Below are 17,843 nucleotides of genomic sequence, written 5' to 3'. Positions count from 1 at the left end.
ATGTCGCTCATGTTTCTGGGTCAAAAAAGCTTTATGATGTGATATTACCACGAACTGTTACTATTTTGGAGATGTCTCATGTACATTTATTGGTTAACGTTAAGCCGACTGATTCTGCTAGCTTTGTTATGCAGAGGGTCAAAGGCAGGGCATCGAGTTACTTGAGAAAAGAGTTTCCTGAATTGTTGAAATTGCCTACATTGTGGACTCCCAGTTATTTTGTCGGTAGCGTTGGCAACGTTTCAACTGAAACTGTGAGAAAATATATCGAAGGACAGCGGAATAAATAATATGGAACACTCGTAGCCTGAAGGCTACAACTGCGTTTCATCCCCGGCTTAAAAGACCGGGTTATCACGCGACGCGCTATAGGAAAAACTACCTCTTGACGACAGGAAATCAGCTTTTCCCGGTTAACGTTTCTCTGCTTCGCCAATGAGGGTAAAAGCGGCCCAATCTACAGGATTAGGATGTTTGACCAATGTCACCAGCATGGCCTTCCGCAGCGCTTGGGCAATATCAGGGGTTAGCTGCATCTGTCGATAAAATTCCGCCATCAACTCGGCTGTTGATTCGTCAGATACTGACCACAGAGAAACTACAACACTCGGAACGCCTGCTGCAATAAACGAGCGTGATAAACCAATGATGCCATCACCTGTAATACGACCGCGACCCGTATTGCAAGCACTCAAAACGACGAGTTCGGCATTCAACCTCAAATTGAAAATTTCGCTAGCAGTGAGTAAACCACTGTCACCCTTGCTTGGCGCAAGTGCGATGACTCCAGGTACCCCCAATTCCTCTACGTCATCCAGGATGCCGTGAGTTGCTAAATGCACGATGCGCGATCGCTCTATTTGCTGTAAAACTGCTACTTTTGTCGCTTTGTCGCCTGTAAGCGGTTCAGCATTTAAAAGCTGAGCGATCGCGATCGCTTCGGCTTCAGAGTGTGGGAGTGATGACAGTTGTTGAGGAGGTTGGTTCGTCGTAAAGGCAACACTTGGCATGGTAGGATTCCCAACGACTAGCGCACCTTTTCCTGAAGCAAGCTGTTGCTGTTTCTTGGTTAAAGACAGCACTTGAATTGAAGGCGCTGTTAAAATAGTATGTTGTTCTATCAAGTAATTTCCCGAAGTATCTTGCAACGCGGCAAAGGGAACTAAGAACAAAGATTCATGAGGAATAAAAGTAATTCGCGACGCTGGATCTTGAGGTAGAAGGTCAGCAATTGGTTCTATCAGTAGTTGATAAAGCTCTTGCAATGACGAATCTAAAAATCGTTGCTCAATAATAGGTAGGGTTCGGGTTGGATTTGTAGCTGGTTTGGAGCGCTGCTTGTTTCGCAGGCAACTGGGAATGAAGCAACGACCTTCAGTAATCAAGGCTTTTAATGAAGTTTTTTCCTCAACCAAACCTTTCAAACTGATGCGACGAAAGTCAATTTTTCCGGTCGGCTGTATCACCCAGATATAAAGTTCTGAATCTTGCAGCTTTCTTTGACCATCAGCTTCTACATCTTCTTTGATAAGCGAGTAAGAAACTAAAGTCGAATTGTGTTCTTTAGCAATTTGTTTGATTTCCTGGATGTCGAGCGGTTTTATTTGATTTTCCGATGACTTTAGGGTAGCCTGTGCTGACTGGGAAGAAAAACGGCTGGTCAATAATCTAACAAAAGCTTGCGCCCGTCCACGCTCTGCTATTTCTAGCGCTTCGTTATGCTGATTTTGATGGGCAAGCACTTCTTGTAACATACTATAACTTGTTTCTTGGGTTTCAAAAATTGAAATTAAATGGAGGTCGTTATTTTTTAAATTTGACCGCAGAGATTCCCAAATTTCAATGGTTGAAAATAAAGCTTTGATAGCTTCTGCTGGTTGCTTTGCTTTGTATAAAGCGTCACCTAAATTGCTGAGTACTCGACCTTGGGCGTGGCGATCGCTCAGTTCTCTGGCAATGGCTAAACTCTGTTGGTAAGACTCAATCGCTTGAGGATAATTTTTGACAGCATAGTAAGCAATTCCTAAATTTTCTAAAGCGCGACCTTGAACGAAACGATCGCGCAGTTCTAAGGCGATCGCTAAACTTTGTTTCTGCTCATCAATTGCTTGGGCATAATTAGTCAGGGAATAGTGTACTAATCCTAAATTACTCAAAGCAAGGGCTTCGCCTCGGCGATCGCGCTGCTGTTTAGCGATCGCTAAACTTTGCTCTTGATATTCTACTGCCCTTGTATACTCTTTTTGGGCATAGTAAACTAATCCCAAATTTCTTAGGATACTCGCTTCTAAATCAAGGGATTTTAGGGAGTGCGCTACTTCCAAACTTTGCTCGTAGTATTCAATTGCTTTTTTATAATTGCCAATCGCGCCGTAAGCAGCTCCCAAACCAATAAAAGCTTGTCCCTTTCCCAATAAATCGGCCCTGGATTCAGCTTGTGCTAAGCGCTGCTGCTGATAAGAAATTGCTTTTTCATAATCTCCGATTGCGTAGTAAGTTGCGCCTAGATTGTTGAGCGCATAGCCTTCCCTAGCGTCATCGCGGGAGAGTCTCGCCAGCTCTAAATTCTGCTGGTAGCAGGCGATCGCTTTGCTGTAGTCTTTCGGCGCAGTTTGGAGGGTCACTCCTGCCTGCTGCTCCAATAATTGTTCCTCAGTTAAGCACTGAATGGCACTCGGTGTCAGGCTTACTAAGCCATTGTTTAGAGGTGCGAGTTCAGGGAGCTGAATGGCAGATGGTGCTGGTGATTTTGGTGGCACCGGGGAAGCTATGACCCCTGGTGGTTCTGGTGGCAGCGATGGTGCTGCTGCTGGTGCTGCTGGTGACGGTAGGGGAGATACGATCGCTGGTGGTTCTGGTGACGGCGGGACGATGAGCGGTGGTGGTTCTGGTGGCTGCGGGACAGGTGATGGTGCTGGCACCGGGGAAGGTATGACCGCTGGTGGTTCTGGTGGCAGCGCGGGAGCCACCTCCACCGGAAAATTTGGTGGATTGCTAAGGAAGCTGATCTCACCTGCCTTGATTCCGCTAGTGTTGATGTTGCCCGTACTGATTTTGCCTTCTGAATAAAGGGTGACGCTGCCTCCGTTTCCAAGGAAGCTAGAGGTTGTAATTCCACCGGCGGCGATCGCGTTTGTCCCATATAGGAAAATTGACCCACCGTTACCGATTATCGAGGAAGCGTTCAAGGTGCTGGCGCTCGTATTGATGCTTCCCCCCGTGCTGTAGAGGGTAATATTGCCGGCATTGCCCATTAAAGTTGAAGTATCCAGGTGTTCTGCTGCGATGTCCCCGGACGCTACCAGCGCCAGATCTCCGCCATTTGAAGTAATGGATGCTGCTTGAATGCTGTTTGCAGCGCCTAAAAAAACTGAACCTGCGATCGCGATATTGCCAACTTGAATGCTGGCAGGTGAAGAACTGGCGGGTGCTAGAGTGCTGTTTGCAGTGAGGCCAGTGGGTACGTTGCCAGCCGTAAACACCAACTGCGGTCGATCGCTAGATGCGGAACTGATAGCGAGATCACCGGATGCGATCGTGCCTTTTGCTTGCACTTCCAGAGAACCGCCTGCGTAATTACCAAAAAAGACGTTTCCGCCTGAGACGATCGTAGAACCGCCTGAACTTGCGAAGTTGCCGGGGCTACCTTGAAGCGTGCCAATTGAGAAATCGCTGCCAGCTTTGAAGAGGGCATCACCGGATACAGTACCGTTACTGGTAAGTGTGATGCGGCCGCCAGCACTCAGTAAGCTTTGGGAGTGATTGCGCGTCTGGATGTCTATTTGGCGATCGCCCTGCACGGTTAGGTTTCCACCCACATCAGTAACAAAAGAGTTAGCCACGCTGTCGCGAATGCGGACAGCTTCCCCCGCTTGCAATTTCAAGTCACCTGCTGTCTGTAATTGCCTGTTTACTAGGGTTAGGTTACGCGCGGCTGACACAGTAGCCGTTTGAGCAGACACTGCTAAATTTTGGTTCGCACCTGTTGCCTGAGTGTCGGCAATTGCCACATCGCCCGCTTCTACCCGCAAGTCTGAATTCGTTAGCTGTACGCTGCCGTCGCTGTTAACTGTAACGCCTGTAGCGTTGCTGCTACCTCCTGTCAGCAGTTGGGACAGGGTGAGGGGATTCAACGGCACAGAAGGAGAACCTAGATTAGAAGAGGGGGAAATTTCTAAACTCAGCAGATGCCCTGCTTGAGAAATGCGGACTAAGTTTTCTCCGGGCACCGATGCGATCGCAATTTGTCCAGACGGTGCTGACAAAGTACCGGGGCTGAAAACTGTTCCGCCTATTAAAGCTAGGGTTTGCCCGTTAGGTACGCTCAGTTGACCGAAATTTGCGATCGCCCCTGGCTGAGCTGTACCAAAATTTAAAGTGCTTGGCGTTCCTATCAGCATAGCGTATTCATTAACGCCAACTGCCTGAAACCAATTGTTGCCAAATCCGATTCCGGTTGCTGTCGTTGCCAAGAATGAACCAGGCACGTTCAGTTGAGCGTTGGAACCAAAAACAATCCCCGCTGGATTCATCAAAAATAAGTTAGAATTACCGCCTATTACTTGAATTAAACCGTTAATATAAGAAGCATCGCCACCCACAACTCGCCCTAAAATATTGCGGATGTTCGGATCAGAAATAAAATTAACAATTTGACCGTCTTTGAGTCCAAACTGCTGAAAGCTATGAAAGAGATTAGTGCCGTCTTTTGAGAGCTGTCCCCCGTTGATGTTAAATTGATTGCCGGAGGCATTAACAGCAGTTCCGGTGCCATCGGGAGACGGAGTAATTTGCTGTCCTGTAGCAGCAGGTGAGAACAGTAAAAAGCCTAAAGATACCACCCAAGTATAAGTCAACAGTTGCTGTTGATATCTTTGAGTTATTCTTGTTATCATCATTAGACTTCTCCCTAAAATCTTTTTTTGCTGGGCGCGCTTAAATTATAATAAAACTTTTTTCTCAAAAAACATGAGTGGAGTTTAAGCTAAGCACGTTAAAAAGTGCGATCGTAGCTCAACTGGCGAACGTTTATAGAACCCATTTGAGATTTAAGCTGCTGCAAGCCTTATCCGCATCAGTCTCATAACAATAGTCCGGAGAGTTTTTAGTTTATAGTCTGAAACCCTTGATTTTTCCTTGGTAGTTCGATTGCCGAATCGTTTTGAAAGCCATATTTTACGTTTTTATCAAAAACTGTCCAAAGTCTTGTAATAAAACAAAGATTAACCTTGGCACTCGCATCAACCAGAGTTCTCTCAAAATTACTGACGAGGATTTTGCACGTCTCTATCCAAGCATTTGCCCGTTCTCTTCCCCTACCTTGTCACAACCAAAAAAAACAAGCATTTGAAGATGATCCACTCTTCGTCTGTGAGAATGGTAGAGTATGGCATCACTGCTGGATACGAATTTTGCAGTCACTTTACTTCAATACAGTAAAAAATGTCAAATGGGTTCTATAAAAGCGATCGCCCTTCCCACTCCCCCATCTCCTAAAGTCGGTGAAGCGTAGCTATCCCGTAGGGAATCCCCCTGTTATCAAAAATCAAAATAAGTAGACAGACAAAAAAATAGTCCGCCTACTTAATCGCTAACTACAAATCACTCCCACTCGATCGTTCCCGGTGGCTTAGAAGTAATATCGTAAACCACCCGGTTCACCCCCTTAACCTCATTCACAATCCGGTTCGAGATCAGTTCCAACAAATCATAAGGAACCCGCGCCCAGTCAGCCGTCATCCCGTCTTCACTCTTAATAAATCGCAGAACGATCGGGTAAGCATAAGTGCGCTGATCGCCCATCACGCCTACACTGCGAATCGGCAGCAAAACTGCAAAAGCTTGCCAAAGTTCACCGTACAATCCGTGCCGGTTAATTTCTTGGCGAACAATGAAGTCAGCATCCCGCAAAATATTGAGTCTCTCTGCGGTAACTTCTCCTATAATCCGAATCGCCAATCCCGGGCCGGGGAAAGGTTGTCGGTTCACGATTTCTTCGGGAAGCCCGATCGACCGGCCGACTTTTCGCACCTCATCCTTAAACAGTTTTCGCAGCGGTTCAATCAGCTTAAATCGCAAATCTTTCGGCAAACCGCCGACGTTGTGGTGGCTTTTAATTTTAACAGCAACTCGTTCGCCGCTTTTCGGGTCTGCATTAGTGTCAGCCGACTCAATCACATCAGGATAAAGAGTACCTTGTGCGAGGTAGTCAAAGGGGCCTAGACGCTTCGATTCTTCTTCAAATACGTTGATAAATTCGTGACCGATCCGCTTGCGTTTTACTTCAGGATCGGTAATCCCTTCAAGTTGAGCTAAAAAGCGTTCGCGAGCATTAACATATTCAACGTCAATGTGGAATTGCTCTTTAAATAATTTTACCAACCGTTCTGGTTCATACTTCCGCATAAACCCTTGGTCGATAAACATACAGGTAAGTTGGTCGCCGATCGCCTTGTGCAGCAAGAAAGCCAAAGTAGAAGAATCTACACCGCCGGATAGAGCCAGCAAAACTCGTTTGTCTCCCACTTGCGCGCGAATTTCGCGAATCGATTCCTCCACAAAAGTAGCGGTCGTCCAAGTCGGTTCGCACTCGCAAATGTGGTAAACAAAATTGCGAATTAAAGCTATTCCCCCGATCGAGTGAACTACTTCTGGGTGAAACTGAACCCCGTACAAATTTTTCTCGTGGTGAGCAACAGCAGCACACGGAGTATTGTCCGTGTGAGCGAGGATCTCAAAACCCGTCGGCAGTTGAGTACACGAGTCTCCGTGGCTCATCCACATCGTGCTGCCCTCTTCGACATTTGTCAGCAAATCCGTAGGATCGTCAATAAATAGCGATGCCTTGCCGTATTCCGCTAATTTCGATCGCTCAACCGTGCCTCCGAGCTGCTTTACCATCAACTGCATCCCGTAACACACTCCCAACACCGGTATTCCCAAATTCCAAATTTCTGGGTCGCAGTGGGGTGCTTTTTCATCGTATACAGAACTTGGGCCTCCTGAAAGAATAATTCCTTTAGGATTGATAGCTTTTAACTGTTCTGCCGTAGTGCGGTAAGAAATAACTTCTGAATATACTTGAGTTTCGCGAATTCTACGAGCAATCAGTTCGGAATATTGCGAACCGAAGTCGAGAATCACGATAATCTGGCGCTCTATCTGCTGCAGAAAAGAGTTTGTGAGAACGGATTCAGTTTCTATTTGAGTAGTCACGGTTATTGCGTAATTGCTAAGTGCTAATTGGGTCGAAAGTAGCGGAGATATCTATCGCGGTCTCAGTGCAAGACTAAGGAAGGCGAGCAACCATTTGTCGCTAGGAATAAATCTTATTTATACTAGATTGCAGTCAGCGATGTTAGTCGATTAATCGGGCACAGGGCAAGCATAGATTTACTTCATCCTTACCCTAATTAATTGAATTCTTGCTTCAGAAATTGCTTCCAGAAGCAACCTAGTATAATTAAGGTCTAGGGACAGAGAATTATTACTTGTTAAATATTATCCCTGACCGATGTTTTAAACAGAATTCAGGGATATTCACACTACATTAACAAATTTGGGTCAAAAATGTATCTCCTATGTCACTTTTAACAATAATTTTGCGATCGCGCCCGAACATCACCGAGCCCACGGGGATGTGCAAGTTAGTGTGAGTAAAAATGCAATCCGATGAGCGCAAGTCTATTTGTCCGGCGATGTCGCCGTAAATTCGATCGACCCAATTGCTCCCAAACTCGGCGTCTAAAGCCCGCAGTTGCCCAAGAGCCTCTTCGGCTGTCGCTGCAGCAAAAATTGCGGAACACGCATCGGCAGGCATTCCAGCTTTAGCACAGTAAGCTGTGAGAATTTCCCTGCGCCCGTCAGCCAAGTGGTGGTGAGTGTGAAAAATCCCCGCCGCCAATTTCATCAGTTTCCCGTGATAGCCAAACAGCAAAATTGACTGCACGCCCTGATATCCGGCTTCTACCAGCAGCGGGCCGAGCCAGTTAGCGGTTTTGACGAGCCTATCAGGATTAATCCCCAGTTGTCGCGCCAAATCCAAACCGTTTTCGCCGATGCAGAAAACCAAACAGTCAAACAGTTCGGCTTTTTGTTGCAGTTGTTCGCGGTAAAGTTCCAACTGTCCAGGGGCACTCAGTGGTTGAGAAATGCCCGTTGTACCCAGCAGCGAAAGTCCTTCTACCACGCCGAAAGCTTCGTTAGAAGTGCGGGTGGCTAGTTGTCGCCCAGACGGCAGAATCAGAGTGACAGTAATTTTTTCTCCCCGTGCGAGTTTTAGGCTCAGATTCGATCGCAGCAGCCGCATTGCGTAATCATAGATCGCCGCCCCTCCACCGACTGTGTGACGCCCTATACCTTCACCGCCGAGAATCACAATCTGCTCTTCCTCTCCCTGATTCTCTCCCTCTCTCTCCCTCTCTCCCTCTCTCCCTCTTCCCAATTCCACCATTGCCCAAACGGGGGTATTGCGAGTCAGATCGAGATTGTCCCCCGGATCGGAGCGAGTTACTCCTAAAGCGGTATTAGTTTTGAGTACAGACGCCTGTTCGATCGGAATTTCTGCCGTTATTTGCGGTTCCAGTAAATTTACTGATACGCTATCTAGAGACTGAATACCCTCACGCAAGCACCGCAAAGCTGCAAGTGCGGCCGCACAGGCAAATACTGGCAGTGTATACCCGGATAAAGGTTGAATTTTGGTCACAATCTAATGCAGAAATCCGTAAAATTGCTGAGAATCGACATCACACCTTAGCAGTGATATCTCTCAAACGTTTAAGTTTAATTCTAGGGTTTGCTATTATCTGCAGTTAGCGTAATTTTTGTCAAGTAATAATTTTGTCCTAGCAGTTCCCGATCTCAGCCACAATTTTTTTGAGGTGCGGTAGCGGAACCCGCCCCTACGGGGGCTACGCCAACGTAGAGGATCGCCAATAACCCACTCCGAAGCTTTACCGGCACCTGGGGGCGATTTTCACAAAAAACTCGGAATCGCGAGCGCTGGCACTGAACAAACGGATTCCAGGAATTAGATACAAATCCTTAGCAGCTAGCTATACTCGGCAAGTCGATCGTCTTTCATTCTATAGATTTAGGTAGCCGTAAAGGCGCCAGAGGTGAGTCGAGGATCGGGTGCTAAATTTGCTTGGGCCTTTGAGGAACTTGTTTGAGGCGGAATTTGAGCAATTTTTGGCAGGCAAAATGCTGGGCTCGCTTCTTTGTTAAGCCCTACAACCTACTTTTTTACAATTAGCAAATTTATATCTCCCAAGCGGTTGATGTCCTAGCGATTGCAAGTCATTTATATTGATATGAATTACCCGGACGTGCCAGTCCTACTTTCGAGCTAGCCTCTTGAAGGTGGGGCTGGTTTTATCTAACCCTATTACTTCAATTCTCCAATCTAAAATCTAAAATCTACAATCTAAAATCGATTGACTATGGTTGAACCAGTTGCAGAGTTAAATGAACCTCTATCTCTTCAGACTCCCGAAATAGTAGACCCGAAAATATTTCAGCTCGTTCTCTCTGCAAAAACAGCTCTCAAAATTTCTAAAAAAGACGTTCGATCGACCCTGAAAGCCTCAACTCTAGATGGCATTTTTGCCGCTGTCTTCGAGTCGGCGACCGGCGGCGTCCTGCTGAGCAACTTCTTGCTGCAACTAGGGGCGAGCAGCGTGGAAATAGGTATATTCTCGGCTATTCCGATGGTGGTAAATCTCCTGCAACCATTAGGAGCTTACATCGCAGATCAGACAACCAGTCGCCACTGGTACAACCTATTTGTATTCGGCGTGTCGCGGCTGCTGTGGCTGGTGCTCGCGGTGGCAATTGTTTGGGGTTCCCAGCACGCAGACCTCGACCAACTGCTGCAATGGACACTGGTAACAGTCGTAGCAGCTAGCGTGCTGGCAGCTTTTGCCAATTCTAGCTGGTTCAGTTGGATGGCTGCTGTGGTTCCTCAGCGCTTGCGGGGACGCTATTTTGGCTTTCGCAACAGTGCTGTCAGCCTCATCACTTTGCTGGGAGTGCCGTTGATGGGATTGGGAGTGTCAACTTGGGACGGCGGTCCAATTTTGGGCTACGGTATTGTTTTATTGGTGGGTGTTTTGGCGGGAATGATTAGTTTGGGGTGTCAATGCTTCATGGTTGATGTGAATCCCCAGGTATACAAAAAAAATGCACAGAGCGATCGACTTACAGAGAAAAAAGCAAAGCAAATAACAGATTTTGTGCCTTCTGTGCTGAAAGATTCTAATTTTTTAATGTTTATTCTTTACTTCAGTGTGTGGACATTTGCTATTAATCTCAGCGCGCCTTTTTTTAATATTTACTTGCTAAAAGATTTAAGCTTGGATGTGAGTTTGGTAACGATTTACACCAGCTTAAGTTCCGGGGCAAATCTACTGCTGCTGATGTTTTGGGGTAAGTTGGCCGATCGCTGGGGAAATCGCCCCCTGCTAATTGCGGTTGGGCTGGTGGTGGCCCTAACGCCTTTGCTGTGGTTGGGTACGGGCAATTACCCGTTTGCCCTCTGGGTGTGGCTGCCGCTGCTGCACTTGCTGGGGGGAACGACTTTAGGGGCGATCGGGCTGTGTAGTAACAATATTCAAATGGAGCTCGCGTCGATCGAGCAACCTTCGACTTATTTTGCGATCGCCGCAGCGGTTTCGGGATTAGCTGGGGCTTTGGGAACTACCGCCGGCGGCTTTATTGCCGAACTTCCGGGCATGAGTTTGGGAGCACTGTTTGCCCTCTCGGCTGCTGTGCGGCTGGTAGGCTTGCTGCCTTTGGTTTTGGTGCGAGAACCTCGTAGCCAGTCGCTGCGGTCGATCGTCCCCACTTTGGGACGTTTTAAATTTAACCGGAGCTAGAAAATATTTTCACAAATTTACCGATCGAGAAACCAGCAAAACCCACAGATTGTTAAAAACTTCAAGCACATTGCAGAAAAGCTGAGAGTAACTGAAACAAAAATTAACCTAAAACATCGCCTAAATCTGATGTGCGGCAAATATCTCACTATTATCTTGCAGCCAACCGACAAATCGATAATATATAGCTGTTCTAAAAACTCACCGGGCAGACCGTAAATGTGTTTAAAGGTTTGTTAGCTAGGGCGTCGTATCACTACTTCTGTTACGATAATCCAGCATTTTCCCTGAAGCAAACCTACGATTTCACGCTCTGAATTTTTTACGTTTTAGGATAATCGAGCATTTTCTCAGAACCAAACCTACGATCTCACGCTCAGCCATTTTTGTATTAAGAAATATAAATATTATTCACATTTTAATACAATAAACTCAACTAGGTGGTGGTTTGAGACTACTATCCTGACAATCGAAATAACTAAAGATTGCCCACCCACATAACAATTTCGAGCCAAAAACTAGCAGGGCTCGCCTGACGCCATACAAAAAGGGGAATTGGCAATCTCAAGTAACCGATGACCAATGACAGATCGCTCTCAAATTTCCGATTCAAAGAGAGACAAGTAAAAATGAAACGTCTAATCGTTTGCTGTGATGGCACTTGGCAACAACTCAATAGTAGTTACCCAAGTAATGTGATTAAACTTGCCCAGGCAGTGAAATCGACCGCCAGTGACGGGGTTCCGCAAATCGTGTTTTATGACGAAGGAGTTGGAGCGGATAGTAACAAGATTTTGGGCGGAGCCACTGGACTGGGAATCGATAAAAATATACAAGATGTCTATCGTTTTCTATCTCTCAACTATGAGAAGGGTGACGAAATATATCTATTCGGGTTCAGTCGCGGTGCTTACACAGTCAGGAGTCTAACCGGAATGATTTATTGCTCCGGTCTCCTATCCCGCCCTCATATTACCAGGGCATCAGAAGCTTACGAGCTTTACCGTCAACGAGACATTAAACCAAAGGATCGGGTAGCAGCCAATTACCGCGAAGATTACGGCGATCGCGTCCCGATTACCTTGCTTGGTTGTTTCGACACCGTTGGAGCCCTTGGTATTCCTACTCTACCCGCCTTCAAGAAGTATGACGAACAGCTCAAGAAAAGGTACCGATTCCACGACACCACTTTAAATAAGTTAATTCAAAATGCGTTGCACGCCGTGGCGATCGACGAAGTTCGCGAAATCTTTGATGTTACGCCTATGAAAAAAAATCCTGATGTTGAGAACCAGCGGGTTATTCAAGTTTGGTTTCCCGGCTCGCATATCTGCATCGGCGGTGGAACGAAAGAATACAGCGGTTTATCAGATGCCGCCTTACAATGGATGATCGATTCAACCCGTAACCTTGGATTGGGGCTTGAATTCGATATAAGTGCCATTCCCACAGGTATCAATCCTAATTATGAGATTGATTTTAAAAACAATCCTGGGTTCTTCCAATTGGCAGGAATCAAGTTCCGCGAGGTGGGCGATGCTATTGAGGATATTCACGAAAGCACGATCAATCGATGGAGAAAACGCCAAGACTATCGACCTAAGAATCTGCAAAAAATTCTCTCCAAAGTAATTGAGAATATAGAAAAATAATCAAACTTTATCAATCTCTCAGAACCGAACATAAGAAGACGATCTAATCTACAACAATCGAAAGGCAAAGCAATTATGAAAAGAGATACATCTAAAGATGGATTTAGCAACAAAGCTTTAGCATATACGTTGACTCATTTCAAACCAATTTGGAATTTAGTTCAAAGTTACGAGCCTCTGAAACGGAAACTAAACAAATTTTTTCTCAATAGCATCATTTACAAACTTCCGACTCGCCCGCTTCCCTATAGCTTAATGGGCTTAGATCCCAAAATTCCAGGGACAGATATTCCCAAGAAAACTGATACCTATATCTCTTGGGATTCACTTACAGACAAGACTTATACTGGGCGACATTTACCTCCCGATCCAGAATTTAACAAAGAAGGGAATTTACCACCACTGGACAAAGTAAAGACCTTATTCCAAAAAAGAGATGGAAAAACCATTTATTCGGAAAAATCCACTCTGCTCTTTCCCTATTGGGTGCAGTGGTTTACAGATAGTTTTCTCCGGATCGATCAGCAAAACCGCTTCAAAAATACCTCCAACCATCAGATTGATATGTGTAATGTTTACGGGTTGACCCGCAAACAAACAAATATGCTCAGAGCTTTCAAAGACGGTAAATTTAAAACCCAAAAACTCAAGCGCAAAGATGGCGTAGAAGAAGAATATCCACTCTTTTATTATGCCGATCCTGAGCAGGGTATTATCGATCCTCAATTTGAAGGTCTTCATGCACCCCTTAATGATGAGAAAAGACAACCCCCCGAAAAGAAAAGCAAGCTATTTGCAATGGGAGTTGAACGGGCAAACGTCCAAGTTGGCTATGTCATGCTCAACACTTTATGTATCAGGGAGCATAATCGAATTTGTGATGTTTTGTCCAAAAGCTATCCGGAATGGGACGATGAGAGGCTCTTCCAAACCGCGAGAAATATTCTCATGGTGATTGTTCTCAATATCATTATGGAAGAGTACATTTTCCACATTACGCCCTATAATTTTAGGTTCTTTGCCGATCCTGAAGCTTTTACCAAGGAAAGTTGGTATCGAGAAAATTGGATGGCGATTGAGTTTAGTTTTGTCTATCGCTGGCATAGTGCGGTTCCTGAAACCTTTATCTATGACGGTCAAGAAAAATCCATGTACGATTCCCTCTGGAATAATCAGATGTTAATCGATAAAGGGTTGGGTGCATTGATGGAAGAAACTTGTTCCCAACCAGGCACTAGAATTGGTTTGTTTAACACACCTGATTTTAAGATCGCAGGAACACCCTATACATTTATTGATGCTACCGAACTAGCATCTGTTAAACTCGGACGGCAGGCGCAGTTAGCCAGTTATAACGATTACCGCGAAATGTGTGGTTATCCCAGGGTGACTGATTTCAATCAAATTACGGGTGACGAATACGCTCAACAGAAATTAAAAGAGTTGTACGGTCATGTTGATAAGATTGAATTATTTGTGGGATTGTACGCTGAAGATGTCCGCCAAAATTCAGCAATTCCGCCTTTAGTAGCACGGATAATTGGCATTGATGCTTTCTCCCAAGCTTTAACTAATCCTTTGTTATCGCCTAAAGTCTTCAATAAGGAAACTTTTTCTGAGGTTGGTTGGGAAATTATCCAAAATACCAAAACAGTCTCTGATTTAGTGAATCGTAATGTTCCTCCAAGCGATCCCAAGTACAAAGTCTCCTTCGATCTTTAAGTTGTAGCTGACAAGTAAGACTCAAGGTAATGGGGGGCGCAAACACACCTGCGCCCTCAAAAATGAGGAATAAAAAGGCGATCTTTTCGCAAGCGATCAGCTACGGCAATTCGGAAGCAATTGCACCAGCATTTATACTGTTTAACAGATGCAACGGTTTGTGTAGAGCTTTTTTTAGCGATTAACCAAAGGTTATGTTATGAACAAGAAGTTATTTACCGAATATCCCGAACAAGACGAACGCAAATATTACGATCTTTTGGTTGAGCAGGCCAAGCTTCGGATGGATAATCTTTACGGCAATAAGGAGCGGGCGCTGCGAGATACTCATGCCAAAACTCATGCGTGCGTTAAAGGAACTCTGGAAATTTTTGACTTTGATGAGGAAGAAATTAAACGGGAATTGGGCAAACGCGCTTCGTTAAGTTCTTCGCGACTCAATGCTATTTCCCTTAAGCAAGGTTTGCTAGCAAAACCCAAAGAATATCCTGTTTGGTTGCGATTTGCTAACGGGGCTACCAAAGTATACCCTGATTACCAAAAAGATTCGCGCTCAATATCACTGAAAGTGATGGGGGTGGAAGGGGAACGACTCACGCAAAGCCACGAGTCAAAAACCCAGGACATCATTGTTCACAATTCAGAGATATTTGTGAGCCAAACCATCAAAGACTACTACGGCTTTTTTTCTGCTCTGGTTGAATCACCAGAGACATTGAAAAAGTGGCTAATCCGACATCCCAGACACTTTTTAGCTGTGTCAACGCTTACGGGTAGCCGGACTCCGAAGAGTTTGCTAACAGCCAAATATTGGAGCGGTTCACCCTCTGCTTTGGGCCTCTATCCCGATTTCGATCCCTCCCAGCCTGGTCTAGTTCCTGTCGAATATCCTGCTGTAATTAAGTATGGGTTTACTCCGGTTTCATGCAAACCTCCGCACGAGATAATTCCCGAACAATCTCGACCGGGAATTCCTAAATTTCCCTTTGTCGATCGCGCTAAAGCCTTGGGTTTAGATCCCAATAAACCAGACAATTATTACCGCGATGATCTAATTCAAGCCTTGGCGAAACCTGATGCCCAATACTGGTGGGATTTTGGCATTCAGTTCCAAACCAGCTTAAAAATGCCGATCGACGATGGCATCAATGTCTGGAAGGAAAAAGAATCACCCTTCTTGAGAGTAGGTCGTCTCACCGTCAAGCATCAGATTATTGATTATGAAAAACAATCTGATTTCAACGAAAACCTGAGATATTCTCCCTGGAACGGCTTAGCAGTTCATCGTCCAGTAGGTGCTATCAATCGGATACGCGGTGTTGTTTACCCCGTTGTAGCGAATTATCGCCTTCAAAAGCGAGGTCTTGTCCATCAAGAACCAACCGGAGAAGAAACATTTTAAGGGAATAATTTTTGTCGGGGACATCCCACCGAAAACGATATTAACAAGCGAAACCTTCAAAAAATCCCATCCCTTTTTAGGGGGTGGGAATGTTGAAAATTATTAATTTTTAGTTATCAGTCATTAGTCCTCATTATTCAGTAGCAATTAATCAATAACTGGGTTCATACCCAATTATTAATTATTCTGCTAGCAACCAACTGATGACTAATGACCAACGACTGATGACTAATAAATTAAGCTTGCCGTGAGTAGTATTCCACCACTAGCAGTTCGTTAATCTGTAGAGCAATCCACTCGCGTTCGATAACGCCGTTAACTTTGCCAACCAGTTTTTGCTTATCAAATTCCAAGTGATTCGGCAAGTGAGCCAAGCCTGGGTCTTTGAGATTAGCTTCTACCATTGTGCGAGAGCGCTCTCTATTTTTCACAGCAACCACATCACCAGGCTTGCACTGATAGCTGGCGATATTGACTTCACGGTCATTGACAGTTATGTGACCGTGATTTACCAATTGTCTAGCGGACGGAATGGTTGGAGCCATTCCCATCCGAAACACAGTATTGTCCAAGCGCATTTCCAAAAATTGCAGTAACACTTGACCTGTGGAGCCCGTGACACGGCGGGCTTTGCGGACGTAACGGAGCAGTTGGCGTTCCGTCACACCGTAATTGAAACGGAGTTTTTGCTTTTCTTGCAAACGAACCGCATACTCAGAGAGCTTTTTGCGGTTTTGACCGTGCTGTCCAGGCGGATAATCTCGTCTGGGGGTTTTGCGGGTTAGACCCGGCAACTCTTTCAGGCGACGGACGATTCTCAATCGGGGGCCTCGATATCGAGACATTTATTTTCCTCTCTAATATCTGTATGCAATTTTATGCAGACTCTATATTATATGTTGGTAACGGTCAAAATTCAAATAAAGATCGATAAAAAAACGATCGACCGCAGCGCGAGCCATAATGTGAGGTAAATTCTGAAGGAAAAGCCGATCGATCGATCGCCCCAATCAGCCAAAAAAACTCACTACTCGATCTGCCATGCACAACCGCAATTTTTCCCGCACTTCTTCCCCAAAGCCAGCACCGACAGGCTCAAACCCTACCGCGCGCTGGATATTAGCTCTCGGCACGCAGCTAGCAGCACTCGGTTTGTTGGCAACAGCACTGCCAATCTCACCAGCATCAGCCATCACTATTAGAATCCCTCGCTCTAGGAATCCCTATCGCGTCTGCGCCCTGGAACTAATCGAAGCCGGAGTGGGGGCAGAGGCAGCCGCCGCCGCTTGTGCTGACGCGCTCCACCCCCGGGACATATCTAAATGCGCCCTCCAAATCAACCGCAAAACCAATATTTCGGGTGTCGAAGCGCTCTCTAGCTGTCGGCGGGTGAGGCGTCCCAAAGAATTGGCTACTTGCGTAGTGAATATTAACGGCAAAAGTCGAACTCAACCTGCAGATCCCCTGGTAGTGCTCGATGGATGCCGCCGTAGTTTATTGCCACAACAGTTTTCTGAATGCGTAGTCGGTTTGAGCGGCAGGCTCGACTTTCCCACTGACCGGTTAATCGCCACTTGTCTTGACCCCAGGGACAACGTGAGCCAGTTGGACGGGCGCCCTGCACCTACCCCTCCTGTGGAGCTAATTTCACCGCCTTCGCCCCCCAATTAATTTGTCAGTTGTTAGTTGTCAGTTGTCAGTTGTTAGTTGTTATTTGTTAGTTGTTATTTGTTATTCCACAGCTATTAGCTACTGCCAATCGCCAACTGCCAACTGCCAACTGCCAACTGCCAACTGCCAACTGACTACTTTTTTATAATCAAATGTCAGAAATTTTTGCTCAAATTACAGTCGAAGAATTAGCTCGTCAATTAGCAGAAACCAATGCTGAGAAATTGCAGCTTGTAGACGTGCGAGAACCTCACGAAATTGAACTCGCGGCGCTGCCGGGATTTGTAGCTTTTCCGTTGAGTGAGTTTGCCGAATGGTCTGGTGAAATTGACGCTAGACTCGATCGCGACAAAGAAACCCTAGTTCTGTGCCATCACGGAGTGCGATCGGCTCAAATGTGCCACTGGTTAGCGGCTCAAGGATTTACTAACGTTAAAAATATCGTTGGCGGTATCGATGCTTACTCAATGGTGGTCGATCGCAGCGTCCCCCGCTATTAACCTCAAATCCAGTTCTTAA

General features: G+C 45.8%; 12 protein-coding genes. 8 read left to right on the top strand and 4 right to left on the bottom strand.

Features of this window, described 5'->3' with window-relative positions:
• Positions 1 to 290, top strand: a 290-nt coding sequence (gene tnpA, locus QUA03_RS15730; protein WP_333213204.1) for an IS200/IS605 family transposase, incomplete at its 5' end; no start/stop codon positions are given.
• Between the two features lie 123 nt (positions 291 to 413).
• Here the strand turns inward: tnpA and QUA03_RS15725 are convergent.
• Positions 414 to 4,898, bottom strand: a complete 4,485-nt coding sequence (locus QUA03_RS15725) for a CHAT domain-containing protein (RefSeq protein WP_333213203.1) — start codon at positions 4,896 to 4,898, stop codon at positions 414 to 416.
• Positions 4,899 to 5,386: 488 nt separating this feature from the next.
• Here QUA03_RS15725 and QUA03_RS15720 point away from each other — a divergent pair, with 488 nt between their 5' ends.
• Complete coding sequence (locus QUA03_RS15720) at positions 5,387 to 5,512, top strand: hypothetical protein (protein WP_333213202.1); 126 nt, start codon at positions 5,387 to 5,389, stop codon at positions 5,510 to 5,512.
• Between the two features lie 89 nt (positions 5,513 to 5,601).
• Here the strand turns inward: QUA03_RS15720 and guaA are convergent, their stop codons facing one another.
• Together guaA and cbiD are read right to left on the bottom strand one after the other, a co-directional pair.
• Positions 5,602 to 7,203, bottom strand: a complete 1,602-nt coding sequence (guaA, locus tag QUA03_RS15715) for a glutamine-hydrolyzing GMP synthase (RefSeq protein WP_445304855.1) — start codon at positions 7,201 to 7,203, stop codon at positions 5,602 to 5,604.
• A gap of 346 nt (positions 7,204 to 7,549) precedes the next feature.
• Entirely contained in the window at positions 7,550 to 8,707 is a 1,158-nt protein-coding gene (gene cbiD / locus QUA03_RS15710) for a cobalt-precorrin-5B (C(1))-methyltransferase CbiD (protein WP_333213200.1), read from the bottom strand.
• A 736-nt stretch (positions 8,708 to 9,443) separates the two neighbouring features.
• Here cbiD and QUA03_RS15705 point away from each other — a divergent pair.
• From QUA03_RS15705 to QUA03_RS15690, 4 genes are all read left to right on the top strand, one after another.
• Positions 9,444 to 10,877 (top strand): MFS transporter, encoded by a 1,434-nt coding sequence (locus QUA03_RS15705; protein WP_333213207.1) that lies wholly within the window; start codon positions 9,444 to 9,446, stop codon positions 10,875 to 10,877.
• Positions 10,878 to 11,506: 629 nt separating this feature from the next.
• Positions 11,507 to 12,529, top strand: coding sequence for a DUF2235 domain-containing protein (locus QUA03_RS15700; protein WP_333213199.1), 1,023 nt, complete (start codon positions 11,507 to 11,509; stop codon positions 12,527 to 12,529).
• A 75-nt stretch (positions 12,530 to 12,604) separates the two neighbouring features.
• Complete coding sequence (locus tag QUA03_RS15695) at positions 12,605 to 14,251, top strand: peroxidase family protein (RefSeq protein ID WP_333213198.1); 1,647 nt, start codon at positions 12,605 to 12,607, stop codon at positions 14,249 to 14,251.
• Between the two features lie 199 nt (positions 14,252 to 14,450).
• Complete coding sequence (locus QUA03_RS15690; RefSeq protein WP_333213197.1) at positions 14,451 to 15,653, top strand: catalase; 1,203 nt, start codon at positions 14,451 to 14,453, stop codon at positions 15,651 to 15,653.
• A gap of 236 nt (positions 15,654 to 15,889) precedes the next feature.
• On the opposite strand, the gene rpsD is transcribed toward QUA03_RS15690, so the two are convergent.
• Complete coding sequence (rpsD, locus tag QUA03_RS15685; RefSeq protein ID WP_172190738.1) at positions 15,890 to 16,498, bottom strand: 30S ribosomal protein S4; 609 nt, start codon at positions 16,496 to 16,498, stop codon at positions 15,890 to 15,892.
• A 196-nt stretch (positions 16,499 to 16,694) separates the two neighbouring features.
• Here rpsD and QUA03_RS15680 point away from each other — a divergent pair, with 196 nt between their 5' ends.
• Entirely contained in the window at positions 16,695 to 17,324 is a 630-nt protein-coding gene (locus QUA03_RS15680; RefSeq protein ID WP_333213196.1) for a hypothetical protein, read from the top strand.
• Positions 17,325 to 17,476: 152 nt separating this feature from the next.
• Complete coding sequence (locus QUA03_RS15675; protein WP_333213195.1) at positions 17,477 to 17,824, top strand: rhodanese-like domain-containing protein; 348 nt, start codon at positions 17,477 to 17,479, stop codon at positions 17,822 to 17,824.
• Positions 17,825 to 17,843 lie beyond the last annotated feature (19 nt).

This window comes from Microcoleus sp. S36b_A4, from assembly GCF_036700645.1.
Lineage (GTDB): Bacteria > Cyanobacteriota > Cyanobacteriia > Cyanobacteriales > Microcoleaceae > Microcoleus.
The sequence above is the reverse complement of the archived record's forward strand: the minus strand, read 5'-3'. Positions and strand labels throughout refer to the sequence as shown.